This is a genomic window from Achromobacter sp. (assembly GCF_050285585.1).
Lineage (GTDB): Bacteria > Pseudomonadota > Gammaproteobacteria > Burkholderiales > Burkholderiaceae_B > Achromobacter.
Genome location: NZ_JBLZXF010000007.1, coordinates 63,372 through 82,768, shown reverse-complemented (window position 1 = coordinate 82,768; position 19,397 = coordinate 63,372). Strand labels below are relative to the sequence as shown.

Here is a 19,397-nt window from a genome sequence, read left to right as displayed (position 1 = left end):
ATAAACGGACGTTGATTTGGATCAAACCCTACAGGCGGTACAGGGGAACGCGCGGCTTGCGCAACAGATCTATGGCGCGACCGCGGATGCGGACGGCCTCAGCCGCGGCCGGCGGGGCCGCTGTCGTCGTCGCGCAGGATGGCGGTGCCGGCGTCGTCGGTGTCGTCGTACTGGCCGTTGAAGACGGCCCACCAGAGCGAAACGCCGATAGCCAGCACGAAGAGCAGGGACAGGGGCAGCAGCAGATAGAGGATGGTCATGGCGCCGCTTCCAGCGCGGCGCCGGACGGCAGGTCGCCGGACCAGTCGCGCCGGCACAGGCGCCAGGAGTTGTAGGCGACGGCCAGCGACGACACCAGCATGGTGATCGCGGCCAGCCACGGCGTGACCCAGCCGACCAGCGCCAGCGGCGTCATGAGCAGATGCCAGACCAGCGAGCCGTTGAGGTTCTGGCGGGCCTTGCGCCGCGCCTCGGCAAGCAGCGCGTCCAGCGCCGCGTCGGGCATGTCGGGGCGGGCTGCCAGCGCCGAATGCGCGGAGGCCATGGCGGTGGGCACGGCCATCGACATGGCGCAGGGGCAGCTCATCACCAGCAGGGCCACCATCACGGGAATGCTGTGGGCCGGGTCGATCCAGGCCCAGGCGGCCGCGGCGGCGAGCGCCAGCGCGACCTGCGCCATCACGAAGCGCGATGCGAGGCGGTCGGCGCGGGCGCCGAGTTCGAGCCGCTGGGCCTCCACGCGCTCATGGCGCAGCCCGCCGGCCGCGCCGCCGAAGGACTGGCGGGCGCACAATTCCAGGTAGCGCGCGGTCAGCAGAAAGGCCACGAACATCGTGACCGAATCGAAATAGACCTCGCCCCGGCCGGTATAGGTGGCGTGGACGCTGGGAATGAAGGCGGCGACGATGCCCAGCGCCACCGGCACGTCCATGCCGGCGCGGCCGCGCCGCAGGTTGTCGCCGGCATGGCGCCAGATCGGCCAAGCCGAATACAGCACCACCGGCACGGTCAGCGCCAGGCTGGCCCAGTTCATCAGCACGATGGCCCAGTCCAGCGTTTCCAGCGCGTCCGCCGGCATGCTGTCGTGCCGCAGGTAGCCGGGCCAGGCGAACATCATGACCTGCATCATCGCCAGCCACGCCAGCGACAGGCGCACCAGCGCATGGCGGCGCTGCTGGCGTTCTGGCTGGGACAGGGCCGCCGGGACGGCGAAGATCGATTTTGCTCGCATGCGCCGATGGTAACCAGCGCGCCGGGCCCATGCCTTGATCTGAATCAAGGCGCGCGATCCGGCTTGCCGAGCCCCCATGCCGGGAGCCCGGCCGGGGATCAGGGGCGCTGCCGGCGCAACACGCCGGTCACGGCCCGCATCAGGCTGGCCAGGTCATCCTCGCCGATGGTCAGCGCCGGAGTCAGATAGACCACGTTGCCGAAGGGCCGCACCCAGACCCCGGCCTCCACCAGGCGCCGTTTCAGGGCCTCGCGATCGGCGATGCCGTCCAGTTCCACCACCCCGATGGCGCCCAGCACCCGCACGTCGCGCACCCAGTCGCGTTCGCGGCACGGCTCCAGCCCCGCCGCCAGCGCCTCGGAAATGGCCGCGGCCTGCGCCAGCCGCGGTTCGGTCTCGAACAGGTCCAGCGAGGCGTTGGCCGCCGCGCAGGCCAGCGCATTGCCCATGAAGGTGGGGCCGTGCATCAGCGCGTGCGAAGGATCGTCGGACCAGAATGCGTCGAACACCCGGCCGCTGGCCACCGTGGCGGCCAGCGGCAAGGTGCCGCCGGTCAGGGCCTTGGAGAGCGTCAGGATGTCCGGCCGGATGCCGGCCTGTTCGAACGCGAACATCGCGCCCGTCCGCCCGAAGCCGGTGAAGATCTCGTCGAAGATCAGCAGCAGGCCGTGCTGGTCGGCCAGGCGGCGCAGCCGCCGCAGCACTTCCGGGTCGTGCAGCAGCATGCCGCCCGCTCCCTGCACCAGCGGCTCGACCAGGATCCCGGCAAGCCGCTCGCCGTGCTTGTCCAGGTGAGCCTCCAGCGCTGCCAGTTCCGCCTCGCCGCGCGGCAGGTCCACGATGTCGTGCTGGGCCAGCATGCCCCGGAACAGGCTGTGCATGCCCTCCTCCGGATCGCACACCGCCATGGTGCCGAAAGTATCCCCGTGATAGCCGCCCCGGAACGCCAGGAAACGGTCGCGGCCGCGCTCGCCCCGGTTCAGCCAGAACTGCAGCGCCATCTTCATGGCGACCTCCACCGCCACCGAGCCCGAATCCGTATAGAAGACCCGCTCCAGCCCCGGACCGAGCAGCCCGGCCAGCCGGCGCGCCAGGGTCAGCGCCGGCTCGTGCGTCAGCCCGCCGAACATCACGTGCGGCATGGCGTCCAATTGCGCTCGGACCGCCTGCGCGATGTGCGGATGGTTGTAGCCATGGCAAGCGGTCCACCAGGAGGCCACCCCGTCGATCAGGCTGCGGCCGTCGGCCAGTTCCAGCCGGCTGCCGTGGCTGCGCACCACGGGCAACGGCGGCGTCGCCGTTTTCATCTGGGCATAGGGAAGCCAGATATGGGGCTGGCCCCGGGCCACCCAATCGGGCATGTGCATGGATTACCTCCTGAAAACCGGCGGCCCGGGCCCCGCCCGGCGCTGCCGGGAAAGGACGCCGTCCGCCTCCACTACAATGGCCCGCATTCTACGGCCTGGCCGAAGGCCTGTTCGCACCAATTGGTGCTTCGCGCAGGCGCAGGCCGGGCTGCCGCTGGATGGGCCGATGTCAAAGCTGGATTCACTGTTTACCTCCGAGTTGGCGCGGGCGGAAGCGCGCCGCGTGCGCCGCCGCCTGCGCACGGCCACCGCCGCCGCGCCCGGGCACATCGTGCTGGGCGGCGCGCCTATCCTGAACTTCTCCAGCAATGACTATCTCGGCCTGGCCCGGCATCCGCTGCTGGTGGAGCGCGCCCGGGAATGGGCGGCCCGCCACGGGGCCGGCGCGCAGGCCTCGCGCCTGGTCTGCGGCAACCTGGACCTGCACGAGCAGGTGGAAGCCAAGCTCGCCCGCCTGAAAGGCACGCAAGCCGCGTTGCTGCTCGCCTCGGGCTGGCAAGCCAACGCGGCCGTGCTGCCCGCCCTGCTGCGGGCGGCCGCCAGCCAGGGCGAGGTCGAGCTCTACGCCGACAAGCTCAACCACGCCAGCCTGCATCACGGGTGCCAGGCGGCCGGCGTCAGGCAGATCCGGTTCCGGCACAACGATCTGGACCATCTGGAAAGCCTGATGGCGGCGCGGGCCGATGCGCAGCCGGGCAAGCCCGTCTCCCGCTTCATCGTCACGGAAAGCGTTTTCAGCATGGACGGGGACCGCACCGACGTGGCGCGCCTGGCGGGCCTGGCCGACCGCTACCGGGCGTTCGTCTACCTGGACGAAGCGCACGCCACGGGCGTGCTCGGGCCGGGCGGAATGGGCCTGGCGGGCTTGGCGCCGGGGCGGATCGACCTGGCGATGGGCACGTTCAGCAAGGCGCTGGGCGGGTTCGGCGCCTACGTCGCCGGCTCGCGCGCCTTGTGCGACTACCTGCTCAATGCCTGCTCGGGCTTCATCTACACGACGGCGCTGCCGCCCGCCGTGCTGGGCGCCATGGACGCGGCGCTGGACCTGGTCCCCGCCATGGACGCCGAGCGCGCCCGCCTGGCGGTCGCCGGAGACCGCCTGCGCGCCGCCCTGCGGGAGATGGGGCTGGACACCGGCGCTTCGTCCACCCAGATCGTGCCCGCGCTCGTCGGCGACGAAGCCCGCGCGCTGGAGATGGCGGCCGGACTGGAGCGGCTCGGCCTGCTGACCGTGGCGATCCGCCCGCCCACCGTGCCTGCCGGCACCAGCCGCCTGCGCGTCACGCTCAGCGCCGCGCACCGGGATACCGACGTCTCCCGGCTTATCGACGGCTTCGCCGCCGTGCTGGCGCGATGACCGGCCCCGGCCCGGCGCCGCGGGCGCGCCCCACCCTGCTCTTCGTCCACGGATGGGCCTTCGACGCTTCACTCTGGGCGCCGCTGCGCGCCGAGCTTGGCGGCTGGCCGCAGGCCGTCTTCGACGCCGGCTATTTCGGCGCGAAGCAAGACGCGGACGTCGCCGGCCCGACGATCGCCATCGGCCATTCGCTGGGCGTGCTGCGGCTGTTGCGCCGGTTGCCGCCGGGCTGCCTGGGCCTGGTCGCCATCAACGGCTTTCCGCGCTTCGCCGCCGCGCCCGGCTTCGATGAGGGCGTGCCGGCCCGCATGCTGGATCGCATGATCAAGCGCCTGTCGGCGGATCCCGCAGCGGTGCTGCGCGATTTCCGCCAGCGCTGCGGCGCGGCGTCGCCCTTCGGCGAGCCCCGGACCGAAGCCCTCGGCCTCGACCTGCAGGCCCTGCGCGACGACGACCTGCGCCCCGCGCTGGCGGCGCTGCCCGTGCCCTTGCTGGCCCTGGCCGGCGAAGAGGATCCCATCGTCCCCGCTCCGATGACCCGGGCCCTGTTCGCGGACCGTCCCGCCGGCGAGCTGTGCTGGCGCGAACGCGGCGGGCATCTGCTGCCCGTCTCCGACGCGCCCTGGTGCGCCGCGCGCATCCGCGCCTTCCTTTCCCGCGTGGCGCCCGAAGCATGACGCGGGCGCGGCGCAACCCGCAGGTTGGCGCGCGTTTCGGCGCGGCCGCCCGCCACTATGACGACCACGCGCCCGTACAGCGCATCACGGCCGAACGACTCGCCAGCGATATCGCCTTGCTGCCGCTGCCCCGGTACCCGCGCATCCTGGAGATCGGCTGCGGCACCGGCCTGCTGACCCGGGCGCTGGCTCGCCGCCTCGGCCCCGCCGATTGGACGGTGACCGACATCGCCCCCGGCATGCTGGCGGCGGCGCAGCGCCAGCCGCCCCTGCCCGGGACTTTCCGCTACCAGTTGCTGGACGGCGAACACCCCGAGGGCCTGCCCGGCGGCTACGACCTGATCTGCTCCAGCCTGGCGGTGCAATGGTTTTCCGACCTCAACGCGGGCCTGGGCCGGCTGGCCGCGCTGCTGGCCCCGGGCGGCCGCCTGGCGGTGGCGACCCTGGCCGCGGGCACCTTCCAGGAATGGCGGGCGGCCCATGCCGCGGCCGGCCTGGACGCGGCCACGCCGGCCTATCCCCGCGCAGGCGCCATCCATCCGGACGTGGGCGATCTGACGGGTAGCGTGCGCGCGGAACGGCTGCTACATAATCATCCTGACGGCCTGCATTTCCTGAAGGGCCTCAAAGGCATAGGCGCCACCACCCCGGCGCCTGGAAGCAAGCCGCTCAGCGCCGCCGGGTTGCGCCGGGTGCTGGCGGCGTTTGACCGACAAGGAGCCACGGTGACCTATCACCTGGCCTATGGCATGTGGAAAAAATCTGATTCGCGCCCCGCGGGGGTATTCGTAACCGGCACGGATACCGGCATCGGCAAGACCCTCGTCTCCGCCATCCTGGCGCGCGCCTGGAACGCCGACTACTGGAAGCCGGTGCAGACGGGCGTGTCCGAAGAGCCGGGCGACACGGAAACCGTGGCGCAATTGGCCGGGCTGCCGCCGGAGCGCCTGCACCTGCCGGCGTATGTGCTGCAGGCGCCCCTGTCGCCCTGGGCCGCGGCCACGCTCGAGGACGCCGTCGTCGACGCCACCAGCATCGTGCCGCCGCCCACCCAGGCGCCGCTGATCGTGGAAGGCGCCGGCGGGCTCTACGTTCCCATCGACGACACCCACATGATGATCGACCTGATCGCGCGGCTGGACCTGCCCGTGGTCCTGGCGGCGCGCAGCGGGCTGGGCACCATCAACCACACCCTGCTCAGCCTGGAGGCGCTCCGGCGCCGCGGCATTCCCGTGCTGGGCGTCATCATGAGCGGGCCGCTGTCGGCGGGCAACAAGGAAGCCATCGAACGGTTCGGCAACGTGCGCGTGCTGGCCGAGATCCCCCCCTTGGCCAAAGTCGATGGCGCGACGGTCGAAGCGCTGGCGCAAGGCATTCCTCCGCTGGACGACTGCCTGGCCGCGCTGGGCGGAGCCCCCGCGGTCGCCGACTAGCTTCCGGCCGGCGGGCGGCCGCATGGGGCATGCCCGCGGCTGCCCGCCGTTACCAATACGTACAAAATAAATTTGCCGGCCCGGCGCGCCCTCCTTCGTCCGGCGCCCGCTTCGGCCGCCTGCATTCGGCCTCTTGGATGGCTGCCTACGCCTCATGTTCGGCATGGGCTTTCGCGAAGCACCCGCGATTCATACGACTAAAAGCCACATCCGGCCTTGCCGCCGGCCGCCCTTTGCGCCGCCCGCGACGTTGTTGACCGCTAACGCAACACAACGATAGATTTCCGCGCATTGCAGTTCGATTCGCCGGCAGTTGGTCGTGTTCCCAGGTTTTCTTCTTGCAGGAGAGCTGGCATGGTCACCAGAAGGCTGCACATTCCCGTCCTGGCCCCCAAACCCAACCGCAACTTCTTCGACGGGAGCCGCCCCGGCCAGCCCGTCCTGCGGCCGGCCGACCTGCTGGCGCTGCGGATCGAGCTGCGCAACCTGGCGGTCACGCCCGGCCAGCCTCCCCGGCTGAAAAAAGCGGGCAGCGGACCTGCCACGCTGATCGTCCATTTCCCGCCGCAATCGATCACGGAGCAGACGTTCTTCGAAACGCCGGCCGGCAACGCGACGAATCCGCCCCCGCCCCGCCCCACGCCCGACGAACCGGAGCCCGCCGGCGGGCAGGACACGCTTACGGGACCGCCGGTGCGGGCGCGCATCGCGGGCGAATCGCGGCTGGCCTTCTCCGTGCCCGACGGCTTCGACGCGCCTTACACGCTGGAAGGCGTGCTGGCCGCGATCGAATCGCTGCCGCTGGCGGTGGCCGCCAATGCGCGCCCGCCATCCGCCAGCGCGCCGCGCCTGAGCTTGCGCGACCTGTTCGACAAGCGCCTCGACAAGCTGGGCCCCGTCCAGCGCGCGGCGCTGTCCAGCTTCGCGCTGCGCAATGCGCGCATCGCCGTGCAGCAGGATGCGCCCGGCGCGCTGCTGCTGCGCCTGGCGGGCGGCGGGCCGGGCTTGCGCGCCTTGCGGCCGGGCGGGGCGGCGATCCGCCCGGTGGAACGGACGGGCGCCATCGTGGACATCCTCAAGCGCGGGCCCAGGCCCGCGCCGCCCTCCGCCCAGCAGACCGCCATCGAACTGCCCTGGCGCCTGATCCTCAGCCCGCACGCGGAAGAACGCTGGCGCCACGCGAAAGCGCCCGTCACGTCGGCCGCCACGCAGCACACGGAGCTGTGGCATTCGCGCCTGCTGGCCGCGCCCGCGCAAGCCGGCGCGACCGAACCGCCCGCGCCGGACGCGCAGCGCACGGTGCGCGCGGTCTGGGCGCTGGGCGGCGAAAGCACCACAAAGCCCATGCAGGCGGCGTTCCCCGTGCCCGCGGAGAACTACCTGCCCCAGCCGGACGCCTGGCCGTTCCGCATGCCGATGAACGACTTCGACCGTTATCAGATCGCGCACCTGTCGTCCAACTTTTCGGTGGCCAACTACACGCCGCAACCGGTGAATGCGCGGCTGCTCATGCTGTCGTCGCTGGGCGCCTGGCTGGATTCGCGCGGCAACTGGGACGCGCCCGGGCTGTCGCTGGAGGAATGGACGCACCGCGGAGCCATGGGCCGGGATCATTTCGTCCGGATCGTCTACAAGGGCATCCTGTTCCCGTTCGGCCATCGCGCATCGCTCGTCAAAGTCAGCGAGCGCAAGTTTCATCCCGGCAGGCCGGGCAACACGGCCTACCTGCGCCAGCGCCTGTTCATCATCGTGCGGCAGCGCGAACGCCTGTACGCCGACCCCGGACTGCAGGCGCGGGACGGCGGCGACCCGATATTCCTGCATCGCCAGATGCCATTCTCCAGCGTGCGCATCCTGACCTCCGTAACGCCCAGCCTGGATCAGGCCGGCAGCCCCGCCAGCGATATCGACGGCATGGGACAACTGCTGTTCTGGCCCTGCGTGGCCGGCGCTCCGTTCCGCTTCGCCTGTTCCGCCACCGACCTGGACGGCCGCAACACGCAGTTCGATCTGCCGATGATCTTCATGGACGGAAGCAGGGCGAGCCCGCGCGAGCAGAAAGGCCTGTGGCTGGCGCCCGCCTACGACGCGGCGGAAGCGTTCGCGCTCAAGACACAGGCCGCCTGGCGCAAGCCCGAGCGCAGCGACCGCCGCATCGCGCTCCTGAACCAGCAACGCGTCACGCTGGCGCCCAGCCTGAAGGCGGGAGACACGGCGGCGCAGGTGGAATCGATCGAGTTCGATGGCGTCGTCGATCCGGGCAACGGCCAGCTGCGGGCCTACAGCGATGCGCTCAACGGTCCCGTGTTCTATCCCGGCGTCAAGCGCGCCTCGATCCGCATCGCCGCCCTGTCGAAACTGACCGGCAGCGACAAGAGCAGCACGCTCAGCTGGAACGCCCATTACCTCAAGTTCGGCTTCGACGCCGCCAACGCGGGCCAGGTTTTCGGCGATATCGACGCCGACCCCCTTCATCGCGGCGGCGCGGCGCTGGACTTCTCGGCGCAAGGCGATCGCGCGGGCGGCTTCGTGCAGCCCAACCTGCGCCCCACCGCCCTGTCGCGCCTGGCCGGCCCGGTCGGCGGCACGGTCGAGGAATTCGTCGCCGGCAGGATGAGCGGCGCGGACGTCTTTCCCAAGGCGCTTTCCGACCTGCCCTTGCCGCTGCTGTTCGGCTGCATCCCGCTGGGCGACGTGATCGAGGCCGTGGCCGACGCGGCGGGCACGCCCGAGCGGGTGCCGCGCTTCGTGTCGGAGGCCTGCTCACAGCTGGAAAGCCTGGTCAACGACCTCGGACGCCTCTACGGGCTCGTGGCGGACCTAGTCCAGCAGCCCGGCCGAATCGCCGAAGGCGCCTTGAAGGCGCTGGACGCCACGCTCCAGGATCTGCTGGGCCAGGCCCAGGCCTACGCGCAAACCCTGGTGCAAAACGCCCAGGCCCGCGTCAACGCGCTCATCGCCGCGCTACAGGCCGTGCGCGCGCAGGTCGAACAGCTGGCGGGCCAATCCTTCGACGCAGCCCCGGCCCTGCCGGGGCTGCCCGCGGCGCTCAACGCCGCCCGCGCCGCCGCCGAGGCGCTGCGCGTCACGGCTGGCGAGCCGGTGAATGGCGTGGGCCTGCCCGACGGCTTCCGCCAATCGCTGCTGCAGGCCGCCAGCGTGGCCGACGCCCTGCTGGACAGCGTGGGCGTCGTGCCCGTGCTGCTGACCCGGGGCAAGGCGCTGTACGACGCGCTGGACGCGGTCGTGGGCCGCCCGGACCAGCTGGACGAACGCTTCTCCGATCCCGCAACGCTCAAGCCTCGCCTGCAGGCCGTCTCGGCCGCCGCGCAGCCCCTGTCGGACACCATAGGAACGGCGAGGCTGCTCGAAGGCGCGCCGCGCCAGATCGCGCAAACGGCGCTGCGCACGGTGACACTCGCGGTCGACGCCGTGCTGGCCAGCGCCGAACTCCTGGACCTCCTGGAGACGAACTGACCCTCCGGTTCGACTGGAACCCGGTGATCCGCAACTGGTCGATCAAGCCCGGCGATCCGCCGCTCTTCGTCGCCAACGATCCGCACGGCTTCCGGGTCGCCGTAGAGGCGCGCGTGCGCAAGAACGGGCAAAGCGCGCCGAAGCTGTCGGTCACCTGCTCGCTCAAGAGCTTCGACCTGGTGCTGATCGCGCCGGCCAGCTTTCTGGAACTGAACTTCGAGAAGATCGAGTTCCGCATCGACACGGCCGCGAAGATGGACGTGGACGTGCTGCTGACCGACATCAAGTTCGTGGGCCCCCTGTCGTTCGTGGAAACGCTGCGCGACCTGATCCCGCTGGACGGGTTCTCCGACCCGCCCTACCTCGACATCTCGGCCAAGGGCGTGGACGCCGGTTTCGACGTGGCCCTGCCGGCCATCGCGATAGGCGTGTTCAACCTGTCCAACCTGAGCCTGGGCGCCGGCTTCACCGTGCCGTTCATCGGCCAGCCCCTGGCCGTGCGCTTCAACTTCTGCACGCGCGAACAGCCCTTCAACCTGTCGGTGTGCATGTTCGGCGGCGGCGGATTTTTCGGCGTCACGCTGGACCCCAGCGGCATCCAGATCCTGGAGGCCGCCTTCGAATTCGGCGCCAGCGTATCGGTGAACCTGGGCGTGGCCTCCGGCGGGGTGCACGTGATGGCGGGCATCTACTTCCGGATGGAAAAAAGCGCCTGCTCGCTGGCCGGCTATTTCCGCATGGGCGGCTGCGTCAGCGTCCTGGGCATCGTCAGCGTCTCGATCGAGATCTACCTGGAGCTGCGCTACGAGTTCGAGAGCGGCAAATGCGCCGGACGCGCGACCATCACCATCGAGATCGAGGTCTTCATGTTCTCGACGAGCGTTTCGCTGTCGTGCGAACGCAAGTTCGCGGGGTCCAATGGCGACCCGGGCTTCCGCGACCTGATGGGCCCCAGGCCGGACCTGCCCCTGGCACAGGAGCTGGCGCAGATCGACGACAGCACGGAATACGCGTGGCGCGAGTACGCCGAAGCCTTTGCCTGAGGAGCGCCCCATGGCCAAGCAAACCATCGTCTGGACCGCAATCCCCAATGGCCGCGTGCCCACTGGCGTCGGCGCGGGCCGCCTGCGCGTCTCCATCGTCGCCTCGCCCCGGCTGACGCCGGAAGCGGCGGACGAACAGCGGCTGCGCGCCTTTCCCGATTGGGTGAACTGGCCACGCACGCTGCAGCGGGCGCGCTTCGCGCTGAATGTCGGCGCGGAGGAAATCCCGCTGGAGCCGCAACCGCAGGTCGATCCCGACCTCTGGGGCCGGCTGCTGCCCAAGACCACACCGGTCGCGGGGTTCGTCTTCCGCGACATGAGCGCCGTCAATCTGTTCTCGTACTCGGTGGCGGCCGTGCTGGGATTGGCGCGCAAGCATTACGGCCGGCTGGCCGTGCAGGCCACCGGCACGCACCCCACCCTGCTGCCGTGGCGCGACGCGCATCCGGGCCTGAAGGACATGCTTACCGATTGCGGCACCCGCACCGCCATCGTGCCCATCGCCGACCGGCGCATCGAAGTGGCGCTGCCCGGCTTCGACCGTTTTTTCGATGACGGCGGCGACAGCCCCGAACGCGTGCTCCGCAACCAGGTCTACGGCCCCCACAGCATCTACGAAGGCCGCGCCGCCGCGCCCGGCGTGGATGCCAATGGCAATCCGCTGCCTCCCGCCGGCTTTCCGCTGCGGGCCCTGCCGACCCGCTGGAACGACGGCGCGCTCAGCAATGCAGACCAGAACCTGATGAAGCAGTGGAACTCCCAGGCCGAGTACTCGCTCTACCAGGCAAACCGCTTCTACCGGCGCGAACCGCCCACCGCGGAGCAGCGGAAAATGCGCCGCCCCGACGGCCTGAACGTGCCTCCCCCGCCCGCGGTCCCGGACATGGACTTCCACGCCATCGTGGCGTCCTACGGCGATTATCCGGGGCTGCTGCGCCGGCTGGGCCTGGTCATCGATTGCCTGCTGCCGGCGGACTCGCCCCTGGACCGGCAGATGGCGGCGGCGGCCTCGGCGCAAGGCCGCTTCTTCCTGGCCCTGCGCTGGGAGGGCGAGCATGACGCCGCCGACGACGCCTGCCCCGCCACCGCCTGGACGGGCGACCACGAGCGTTTCACCACGCGTCCGCGCAATCCCGACCATGAACGCGGCATGCTCAAGCTGCGCCGCGCCGACGACAGTTGGAACCTGTACGAGCCGCGCAGCCCCTTCGACGTCTACCAGGTCGACCCCGACGGCGCGGCGCTGAAGACGGTGGACTTCCTGCTGACCGCGCAGAACCTGGTAGCCCGCAGCCTGGCGCTGGGCGCCGGCGGCGCGGTGACCTACACCACCGGCGACAAGCAGGCCGTGGCCGCGCTGCGCTCGGGCGGCCTGGGCGTGGCCCGGCGCGGCCGCGCCTGGGAGGTGGCGCAGAACGCGGCGGCCTCGGCGCTGAAGAACGACGCCCTGTCCGGCGCGCCGGGCAGCATCGTGCTCTACACCGAGGACCTATTGCGCGGCTACCGCGTCGATGCGCAGGCGCACGTTCCCGGTGATCCGCAGCCATGGCGCTCGCTGTGCCTGCGCACCGGCGCCTATCGCTGCACCGACGGCGGCGAACCGCTGACGCTGCCGGACGACGAAGGTTACGTAAAGGGCGCGTCCACCAGCAGCGGCGAGGACCAGGACGATCATTACCTGCACGAGTCGCTCTTCCGGTGGACGGGCTGGAGCCTGGTCGCCCCCCGCCCGGGGCGCACGCTGCGCGACCGCGAAGACCCTGACAGCGGCGTGCAGGGCGAAGTGCCCGAGGACGTGCAGGACGTCGAAACGGACAAGGGCAACGGCCTGGCGGTCAGCTTCGCCGCGCGCAAGGGCAGCCTGCCGCGCCTGCGCTACGGCATGCCGTACCGCTTCCGCGCGCGGCTCGTCGACCTGGCCGGCAACAGCCTGGCGCACGACGATCCCTCGCTGGAACAGGACGACAACGCCACGCAACCGGTCACCTACTGGCGCTTCGAACCGGTGGACCCGCCGGCGCTGCTGCACCGCGCCCGCCTGAGCGAGGGCGAGTCGCTGGAACGCATGGTGATCCGCAGCAACACCGGCATGGATCCCGCGGCCTATCGCAACAGCCCCGGCTTCAAGGCCGCCGCGCAACAGCCGGCCTCGCAGGATTTCGAATACACGCCCGCCAACGAGCGCCACGTCGTGCCGCCCAAGGCCTCCCAGCTGCAATGCGAGACCCATGGCCTGTTCGACGCGCTGATGAGCAGCCCGGCCGGCATCAAGCAGGCCTATGAGATCTCCGCGCGCGACGCCGCCACGCTGTACGACGCGGTTCCCGGCGCGCAGATCGAACTGATCACGCCCAGGGCGCTCGACAAGATCGCCACCACCGACGCCGTGCCGCCGCAATTGCCGTCCCCCGGCCATCCGACCGGCGAACGGCTGGCCGCCGGCCAGTACGTCATCCACCGCGAAGCGCGGGCGGGCACCCCTTATCTGCCCGATCCGGCAGCGGGCGGCTTCGCGCTGCGCGCGCAGCCCGGGCACGCGCTGCCCGGCGTGACGGGCCCCAAGGCGCTGGGGCCCAGCGCCGTCATCGCGATGACGCCCGCCCAGGAACTGGTGCTGCTGGTCAGGCATGCCGGCGCCTGGCCCGACGTCCAAGGCCTGCGCATCGTGCTGCAGGAGCGCAAGGCAACGCTGGACGATCCTCCTTGCGCGGAACGCTATCCCGACGACGGCGCCGCCACCTGGGATGAATCCGAGCGCGTGCTCACCTTCTACCTGCCCAAGGGCCGCATCGCCCGGCTGCGCTATTCCAGCTTCGTGAACCCGGGCCTGGCGAATACCTTCGGCATCCCGGCGTGGGCCGGCAACGAAGGCGAACGCGCGACCTTGCGCCTGTCGTCCATGCTGGGCAGCTGCTGGATGGTCACGCCCTACCGGCCGCTCGTGCTGGTCCACGCCACGCAGCAGCCCGTCTGCGATCCGGTGCTGCTGCTGCCGGGCGAACCGCAGCGCGGCGCCGGCGAGGCCCACGTGGACCTGCAGGCCCGGGTGCGGTTGCACGGTCCCACCACGGGCAAGATCGAGGTCGAGGCCGATTGGCACGAATGGGTGGACGATCCCGGCAAGCCCCGTCCCGAGCGCATCGCCGGGCACGGCGTGCTGCCCGAGATTCCCCTGTCCGAGAACTACGCCAACCTCTTCAGCCTGAGCAACGCGGTGGAGGAACAGCAGGCCGATGCGGACAAGCCCCGCGCCCCGGGCAACCGCCATGAGTTCGGCGATACCCGCTTCCGGCTCATCCGCTATCGCCTGCGCGCCACCACCCGGTTCCGCGAATACCTGCCGCCGGCGATATACGAGCAAACGGACGAGGTCACGCGCCTGGGCCCCATCGCCGACGGCCCCCTGGTCGAGACCGGCGCCGACGACGACCCCGGCGCCCCCGTGCTGCCGCGCGACGGCGCCGCGCCGAACACCATCGTGCGCGCCAGCGCGCCGCCGGACGCCCCCAGCCTCATGTATGTGCTGCCCACGTTCCGCTGGCAGGAGACGCCGGGGCAAGGCAAGCTCGACGTGACGCGGCTGGGCAACGGCCTGCGGGTATGGCTGGAGCGCCCCTGGTTCTCCTCCGGCGACGGCGAGCTGCTGGGCGTGGTGATCTACGGCGACGGCAGCAACTTCACCGACATCCCCGACGCCCTCACCCCCCTGGTCACGCAGTGGGGGCTGGACCCGCTGTGGGACACGCCCCAGCCCAAGCACCGCACGCGCGTCTCGGATTTCGCCGCGCGCGTGACGGACGAAACCGCCATGCTGCAGGAGATCCCCACGCAGCGGGTGCACGTCGTCGGGCACCGCGTGCGCTGGCACGAAGAAAGGGCGCGCTGGTATTGCGATATCGAGCTCGACCCGGGCCGCAGCTACATGCCTTTCGTCCGCCTGGCGCTGGCGCGCTACCAGCCCAACGCCATCGATTCCGCCAAGCTGTCGCGTGTGGTGCTAGCCGATTTTTCCCAGGTGCTGCCTCGCCGGCGCGCCGTGTTCGAACACAAGCGGGGCCGGTTGACGTTCAATCTGCGCGGCGTAGTGCCCGCCCACGGACCGATGAAATTTCCGCTGGATTCCGAATACCTGGACATTTCCTTCATTCCCGGCATCGGCCAGACGGCGGAGAGCGGCCGCAACCGCATCGAACTGGTGCTGCAGACCCGCGACCCGGCGCTGGACAGCGATCTGGCTTGGAGCGATGCCGCGGTGCTGGCTTCAGGCCTCCTGGACCCGTCCGGCGCGGCGCCCGCGCCCGGCTCGCCGATCATCACCGACCGCCTGCGAGAACTGCCGCTCCGCGAAATCGCCACGCCCGCCGCCCTGAACGAATTCGCCTGGCTCGGCGGCCTGGAGGCCGGCCCCGCGGTACGGTTCCCGCCCGTGCTGGAAGGCCCGCTGCTGGGCGACCTGCTGGACCCCGTGATCTGGTCCGCCAGCGTCGCGGTGCCCGACCGCGGCGGCAAGCCCGCCCGCATCGCCGTGCGGGAGTACGAGCGCTACTACACGGACGGCTCGGTGCCGGAGCAGCGAGCGGGCGCGTTGCGGCGTCGGCGCATCGTCGAGGAACGTCTGGTGTACACGGCGTTCTTCGCGCTCTAGCTATGCCGCCCAGGCCCTAGCCCAGCGCGCCGCTCTCCCGCAGGCGGGCCGCCTGCCCGGCGTCGATGCCCGCTTCGGCGAGCACGTCGTCGCTGTGCTCGCCGAAAGCGGGCGCGGCGCGCGGCGCCGGCGCCTGGCTGCGGCCGTACTTGATGGCCTGGGCGAAACCTCGGTAGCTGCCCACCACCGGATGCGCGAAGGTCGAGATCATGCCTTCCGCCTGGACCTGCGGAAAATCGAACATGTCCTCCACCCCGCGCGCCGCCGCGCAGGGCACGTCCTCGCCGAACAGCGCTTCCCATTGCAGCGCGGTCCTGCCGCGCAGCGCTGCGCGCAGCAGCGGCACGATCTCGTCGCGGTGCCGGGCGCGCTTGCGCACCGAGTCGTAGCGCTCGCTGGCCGCCAGCGCCTGCAGGCCGGTCTTGGCGCACAGGGCCTGCCAGAAGTGCGGCGTATTCGCCGAGATGTACAGGTAGCCCTCGCCGGTGGGATGGATGCCCGTGATGCCGCCCGACCGCATATCGCGCCCGATTTCCCGGGGCTCGCCTTCGGCCCACACCAGGCGCGCCGATTGCAGCGCCAGCGCGCTGCGCAGCAGGGAGACGCCGACGTACTGGCCCCGGCCGCTACGCTCGCGCTCGTACAACGCTGACGCCACGCCCGAGGCCACCATGGCGGACGCGTAGTAGTCCACCACCGACCCGTACAGCACCTCGGGCGGCCCCTCCGGCTTGCCCTGCAACGCGCACATCCCGGTCATGGTCTGCAGCACCTGGTCGTAACCTGCCTTGTCTTTCAGCGGCCCGGTCTCGCCATAGCCGGTGACCGCGCAATAGATCAGCCGCGGATTGATCTCCGCCAGCTGCTCGTAGCCGATGCCCAGGCGCGGCGGCACGCCGGGCCGGAAGTTGTGCACCAAGACGTCGGCGCGCTTGACCAGCTCCCGCAGCGCGGCCCGGGCGTCGTCGCGCTTCAGGTCCAGCACCAGCCCGCGCTTGCCGCGGTTGACGCCCAGGAAGGCGCGGCTTTCCGCCTCCAGCGTCGAGGGATACTTGCGCAGGTTGTCGCCCGCGGGCGGCTCCACCTTGATCACGTCCGCCCCCTGGTCCGCCAGCAGCGCGCAGCCGTAGGGGCCGGCGATGTAGGCGCTCAGGTCCAGGACCCGCACGCCGTCCAGCGGGCCGGCGCTCGCCGGCATCGTCGCGGCGGCCGTCATCGCGCCTCCTCGCCCGCAGCCATGCGCAGGACCGCTTCGGCCCGGCGCAGGAACGGGCCGTCGATCATCCGGCCGTCCACCACGAACGCGGCGACGCCCCTGGCGCCGGCCTCGCCGGCGGCCTGCACCACCCGCCGGGCATGCGCGATTTCCGCGTCGCTCGGCCGGAACGCGGCATTGGCCAGCGCCACCTGCCTGGGATGGATGCAGCTCTTGCCGATGAAGCCCAGGCGGCGCGCCAGCTCGGCCTCGGCCTGGAAGCCCGCCGTGTCCTCGATGTCGGCAAAGGCGGAGTCATAGGCGAACACGCCCGCCTCCGCGGCCGCCAGGCGCACCGCGAACATCGCCTGGCGCACCGCCGCGGGCTCGCGCCGGTCGATGCCCGCGGGCTCGAACAAGTCCCCTAGTCCGAGCTGCAAGCCCGCCACGCAGGGATGGGCCGCGGCCAGCGCCGCGGCGCGGCGCAACGCGCGCGGCGACTCAATGTTCAGCAGCAGGCCGATGGGGTGTTCCACGCCATTGGCCTGACGCGCCTGTTCGATGGCGCCCGCCGCCGCCCGCACGTCCGCCTCGCACTCAGCCTTGGGCAGGTTCACCATCCGCAGCCCCTTGCGCACCACGGCCCGTAGGTCCGCGTGGAAGTGTTCCGAATCCAGCGCATTGACGCGCACGATCAGGGTCTTGGCGGTGGCGCCGGCCTCAGCGGACGCCAGCAGTCCGGCCAGGTGCCCGCGGGCCTCGTCCTTGCGCCCGGGCGCCACCGCGTCCTCCAGATCGAACGACAGGGCATCGGCCGGGCCGGCAAGCGCCTTGGCGAACAGCTCGGGACGCGATCCCGGAACGAACAGTTTGCTTCTCATGCGTTGACTCTCGAATAGCGGCGGCTTTCGCTCATTGAATGGAGATATTGCGATCGGCCGCCACCTGTTTCCACTTGGCGGCGTCCGCCTGCACCAGGTCGGCGAACTGCGGCGCGGTCAATTCCGCCGGCACGGCGCTTTCCTCGGCAAACATGGCGCGCATCTTCGGATCGTTGACGATGCCCCGAATCTCCGCGTTGAGGTGTTCGATCAGCGGCGCAGGCGTGCCGGCGGGCGCAAGCACGCCCCACCACAGTTCGACCGAATACCCTGGCTGTCCTTCCGCGATGGTGGGAAGTTCGGGATAGAACTGCGAACGTTGGGGCGACGTCACCGCCAGTACGCGCAGCTTGCCCCCCTTGAGCAAGGAAGCCGTCGATGCAAAGCTGCCGATCACGAAATCGACGCGCCCACCCGCCAGATCGTTGAGCGCATGCGACATGCCTTTGTACGGAACGTGCGTGAACGCGGTCTGCTCGCCGCCGGCCAGGATCTCGCTGGCCATCTGATTCACGGATCCCAGGCCCGCGCTGCCGTAGGTCAGCTTGCCTGGCTCCTTGCGGCCGGCGGCCAGCAGGTCCGCCATCGCCCGGTACGGGGATTCCTGCCCCACCACCAGCGCCATCGGGCTGCGCGCCAGCATGGCCACCGGCGCGAAGCTGCGCACCACGTCGTACTTCAGGTTGGTCTGCACCGCCGCGTTGGTCGTCAGCGTGGACGAGGACAGCATCAGCACCGATCCGTCCTTGGGCGCCCGGGCCACATATTCCGCCCCGATGGCGCCGCCCGCGCCGGGGCGGTTCTCGACGATGACGGTGGACGAGATCCGGGCGCCCAGCTTTTCGGCCAGCACGCGCGCGAACACGTCGTTGCTGCCGCCAGGCGGAAACGGCACCACCATGGTGATGGTCTGCGGCAAAGCCGGCGGCGCCGCGACCGCGCCCGCGGCCAGCCCTCCGGCCAGGCACGCGGCCGCCAGGCGCGCGAGGATTCTGTTCATGGCATGTCTCCCTGTCTACGGTCTGGCGTGCATGCGGCGCATGCCTTGAAGGCGCCAGCCGTTCCTGTCTTGTCGCAGCGATACTAGGCCGCCCGCCTGATGATATAAAGCGAGGATTCTTAAAACACTACGTGAGGATTTCTGATGAAGATCGAATCTTTCCGTACGCTCAACGCCGTACTGCGCGGCGGCAGCTTCGCGGCGGGTGCGGCCGACATGAACCTGTCTCCCAGCGCGGTCAGCCTGCAGATGAAGCAGATGGAGGAGTATTTCGGCCAGCCGCTGTTCGACCGATCGGCGCTGCAGGTCAGACCCAACCCCTTTGCCGCCGAAGTGGACACCGTGCTGCAGGACGCGCTGGCACGGCTGGACGAACTGCGTCGGCGCAGCACACCCGAGGTCGAAGGACGGGTCAGGCTGGGCACGATCGAGCCCTTACAGGTGACCTTGCTGCCGCCGCTGCTGCGCGTGCTGCGGGAACGCTATCCCCGGCTGGACGTCCGGCTGGTTCGCGGCCGCGGCACCGAATTGGCGGCCAAGCTGAAGACCGGTGAAATCGACGCGGCCATCATCCCCCGGCCGGAAACCGGCGGTTCCAGCCGGCTATCCTGGACGCCGCTATTGCGCGAAAAACTGGTGCTGATCGCCCCGCCCCAATCGCGCGAGAAGACCGTGGCGGAACTGTTCCAGCAATATGAATGGATCCGCTTCGACAAAGCGACCATCGGCGGACGCCTGGCCGCGCGCTATGTCGCCCGGCATGCGCCCTTCGCACGTTGCCGCATCGACCTGCAGTCGCTGGCGGCGCTCACCGCCTTGGTTTCGGAGGGCCTGGGCGTCTGCGTCCTGCCCGAACCTGGCCCCAACCTCCTCGACGTGCATCCAGTTCGCGTGCTGCAACTGGGCAAGGATGCGCCCTACCGGCAGATCGCGTTCGTCTGCCGCCAGTCGGACCAGGAGAACCGCCTCGTGCAGGCTCTGCTGGACGGCGCTCAACGCTAACAGGAGAAAGCGGCCCGGCGGCAAAAAAAAGGGTGCCCGGAGGCACCCAAATCCACCCTACAACAGCACTACGACCGCACAAACTCGTT

At 70.6% G+C, this 19,397-nt stretch carries 13 protein-coding genes; 7 read left to right on the top strand and 6 right to left on the bottom strand.

Annotation, left to right across the window (positions count from 1 at the left end; genetic code table 11):
* Positions 1-98: 98 nt before the first annotated feature.
* The 3 genes from ccoS to ACN6PJ_RS12185 all read right to left on the bottom strand — a co-directional run bounded on the left by ccoS (position 99) and on the right by ACN6PJ_RS12185 (position 2,598).
* Positions 99-260 carry a cbb3-type cytochrome oxidase assembly protein CcoS gene (ccoS, locus tag ACN6PJ_RS12195; protein WP_062684624.1) on the bottom strand — a complete coding sequence of 54 codons (162 nt, stop codon included), beginning with the start codon at positions 258-260 and terminating at the stop codon, positions 99-101.
* Positions 257-1,231 (bottom strand): hypothetical protein, encoded by a 975-nt coding sequence (locus ACN6PJ_RS12190; protein ID WP_427996129.1) that lies wholly within the window; start codon positions 1,229-1,231, stop codon positions 257-259. The genes ccoS and ACN6PJ_RS12190 overlap by 4 nt, the downstream gene beginning before the upstream one ends.
* 98 nt (positions 1,232-1,329) lie before the next feature.
* Positions 1,330-2,598 (bottom strand): adenosylmethionine--8-amino-7-oxononanoate transaminase, encoded by a 1,269-nt coding sequence (locus tag ACN6PJ_RS12185; RefSeq protein WP_427996128.1) that lies wholly within the window; start codon positions 2,596-2,598, stop codon positions 1,330-1,332.
* A gap of 166 nt (positions 2,599-2,764) precedes the next feature.
* Here ACN6PJ_RS12185 and ACN6PJ_RS12180 point away from each other — a divergent pair, with 166 nt between their 5' ends.
* The 6 genes from ACN6PJ_RS12180 (at position 2,765) to ACN6PJ_RS12155 (ending at position 15,230) form a co-directional block, all read left to right on the top strand.
* Positions 2,765-3,955 carry an aminotransferase class I/II-fold pyridoxal phosphate-dependent enzyme gene (locus ACN6PJ_RS12180; RefSeq protein WP_427996127.1) on the top strand — a complete coding sequence of 397 codons (1,191 nt, stop codon included), beginning with the start codon at positions 2,765-2,767 and terminating at the stop codon, positions 3,953-3,955.
* A complete protein-coding gene (locus ACN6PJ_RS12175; protein WP_427996126.1) occupies positions 3,952-4,632 on the top strand; it encodes an alpha/beta fold hydrolase in 681 nt (226 codons plus the stop codon). Before ACN6PJ_RS12180 ends, ACN6PJ_RS12175 begins: the two co-directional genes overlap by 4 nt.
* The gene (bioD, locus tag ACN6PJ_RS12170; RefSeq protein WP_427996125.1) at positions 4,629-6,065 is read left to right on the top strand and encodes a dethiobiotin synthase; all 1,437 of its coding nucleotides are present in this window, start codon (positions 4,629-4,631) and stop codon (positions 6,063-6,065) included. The genes ACN6PJ_RS12175 and bioD overlap by 4 nt, the downstream gene beginning before the upstream one ends.
* 354 nt (positions 6,066-6,419) lie before the next feature.
* Complete coding sequence (locus ACN6PJ_RS12165; RefSeq protein WP_427996124.1) at positions 6,420-9,542, top strand: hypothetical protein; 3,123 nt, start codon at positions 6,420-6,422, stop codon at positions 9,540-9,542.
* 23 nt (positions 9,543-9,565) lie between these two features.
* A complete protein-coding gene (locus ACN6PJ_RS12160; RefSeq protein WP_427996123.1) occupies positions 9,566-10,585 on the top strand; it encodes a hypothetical protein in 1,020 nt (339 codons plus the stop codon).
* 10 nt (positions 10,586-10,595) lie between these two features.
* A complete protein-coding gene (locus ACN6PJ_RS12155; RefSeq protein ID WP_427996122.1) occupies positions 10,596-15,230 on the top strand; it encodes a hypothetical protein in 4,635 nt (1,544 codons plus the stop codon).
* A gap of 16 nt (positions 15,231-15,246) precedes the next feature.
* Here ACN6PJ_RS12155 and ACN6PJ_RS12150 read toward each other — a convergent pair whose 3' ends face one another.
* From ACN6PJ_RS12150 to ACN6PJ_RS12140, 3 genes are read right to left on the bottom strand one after another with little or no spacing between them, the layout of a single operon-like run.
* Entirely contained in the window at positions 15,247-16,446 is a 1,200-nt protein-coding gene (locus ACN6PJ_RS12150) for a CaiB/BaiF CoA transferase family protein (protein WP_427996121.1), read from the bottom strand.
* The gene (locus ACN6PJ_RS12145; RefSeq protein WP_427996120.1) at positions 16,443-17,306 is read right to left on the bottom strand and encodes an HpcH/HpaI aldolase/citrate lyase family protein; all 864 of its coding nucleotides are present in this window, start codon (positions 17,304-17,306) and stop codon (positions 16,443-16,445) included. Before ACN6PJ_RS12145 ends, ACN6PJ_RS12150 begins: the two co-directional genes overlap by 4 nt.
* 31 nt (positions 17,307-17,337) lie before the next feature.
* Complete coding sequence (locus ACN6PJ_RS12140) at positions 17,338-18,306, bottom strand: tripartite tricarboxylate transporter substrate binding protein (RefSeq protein WP_427996119.1); 969 nt, start codon at positions 18,304-18,306, stop codon at positions 17,338-17,340.
* 144 nt (positions 18,307-18,450) lie between these two features.
* Between ACN6PJ_RS12140 and ACN6PJ_RS12135 the strand changes: the two genes are divergently transcribed.
* Complete coding sequence (locus tag ACN6PJ_RS12135; RefSeq protein ID WP_427996118.1) at positions 18,451-19,308, top strand: LysR family transcriptional regulator; 858 nt, start codon at positions 18,451-18,453, stop codon at positions 19,306-19,308.
* Positions 19,309-19,397: the final 89 nt, after the last annotated feature.

Bases quoted from the DNA above. Each gene is read 5' to 3' on its own strand.
- ACN6PJ_RS12155 (WP_427996122.1), top strand. From the start codon at position 10,596: ATGGCCAAGCAAACCATCGTCTGGACCGCAATCCCCAATGGCCGCGTG.
- bioD (WP_427996125.1), top strand. From the start codon at position 4,629: ATGACGCGGGCGCGGCGCAACCCGCAGGTTGGCGCGCGTTTCGGCGCG.
- ACN6PJ_RS12190 (WP_427996129.1), bottom strand. From the start codon at position 1,231: ATGCGAGCAAAATCGATCTTCGCCGTCCCGGCGGCCCTGTCCCAGCCA.
- ACN6PJ_RS12140 (WP_427996119.1), bottom strand. From the start codon at position 18,306: ATGAACAGAATCCTCGCGCGCCTGGCGGCCGCGTGCCTGGCCGGAGGG.
- ACN6PJ_RS12150 (WP_427996121.1), bottom strand. From the start codon at position 16,446: ATGACGGCCGCCGCGACGATGCCGGCGAGCGCCGGCCCGCTGGACGGC.
- ACN6PJ_RS12180 (WP_427996127.1), top strand. From the start codon at position 2,765: ATGTCAAAGCTGGATTCACTGTTTACCTCCGAGTTGGCGCGGGCGGAA.
- ACN6PJ_RS12175 (WP_427996126.1), top strand. From the start codon at position 3,952: ATGACCGGCCCCGGCCCGGCGCCGCGGGCGCGCCCCACCCTGCTCTTC.
- ACN6PJ_RS12185 (WP_427996128.1), bottom strand. From the start codon at position 2,598: ATGCACATGCCCGATTGGGTGGCCCGGGGCCAGCCCCATATCTGGCTT.
- ACN6PJ_RS12145 (WP_427996120.1), bottom strand. From the start codon at position 17,306: ATGAGAAGCAAACTGTTCGTTCCGGGATCGCGTCCCGAGCTGTTCGCC.
- ACN6PJ_RS12165 (WP_427996124.1), top strand. From the start codon at position 6,420: ATGGTCACCAGAAGGCTGCACATTCCCGTCCTGGCCCCCAAACCCAAC.
- ccoS (WP_062684624.1), bottom strand. From the start codon at position 260: ATGACCATCCTCTATCTGCTGCTGCCCCTGTCCCTGCTCTTCGTGCTG.
- ACN6PJ_RS12135 (WP_427996118.1), top strand. From the start codon at position 18,451: ATGAAGATCGAATCTTTCCGTACGCTCAACGCCGTACTGCGCGGCGGC.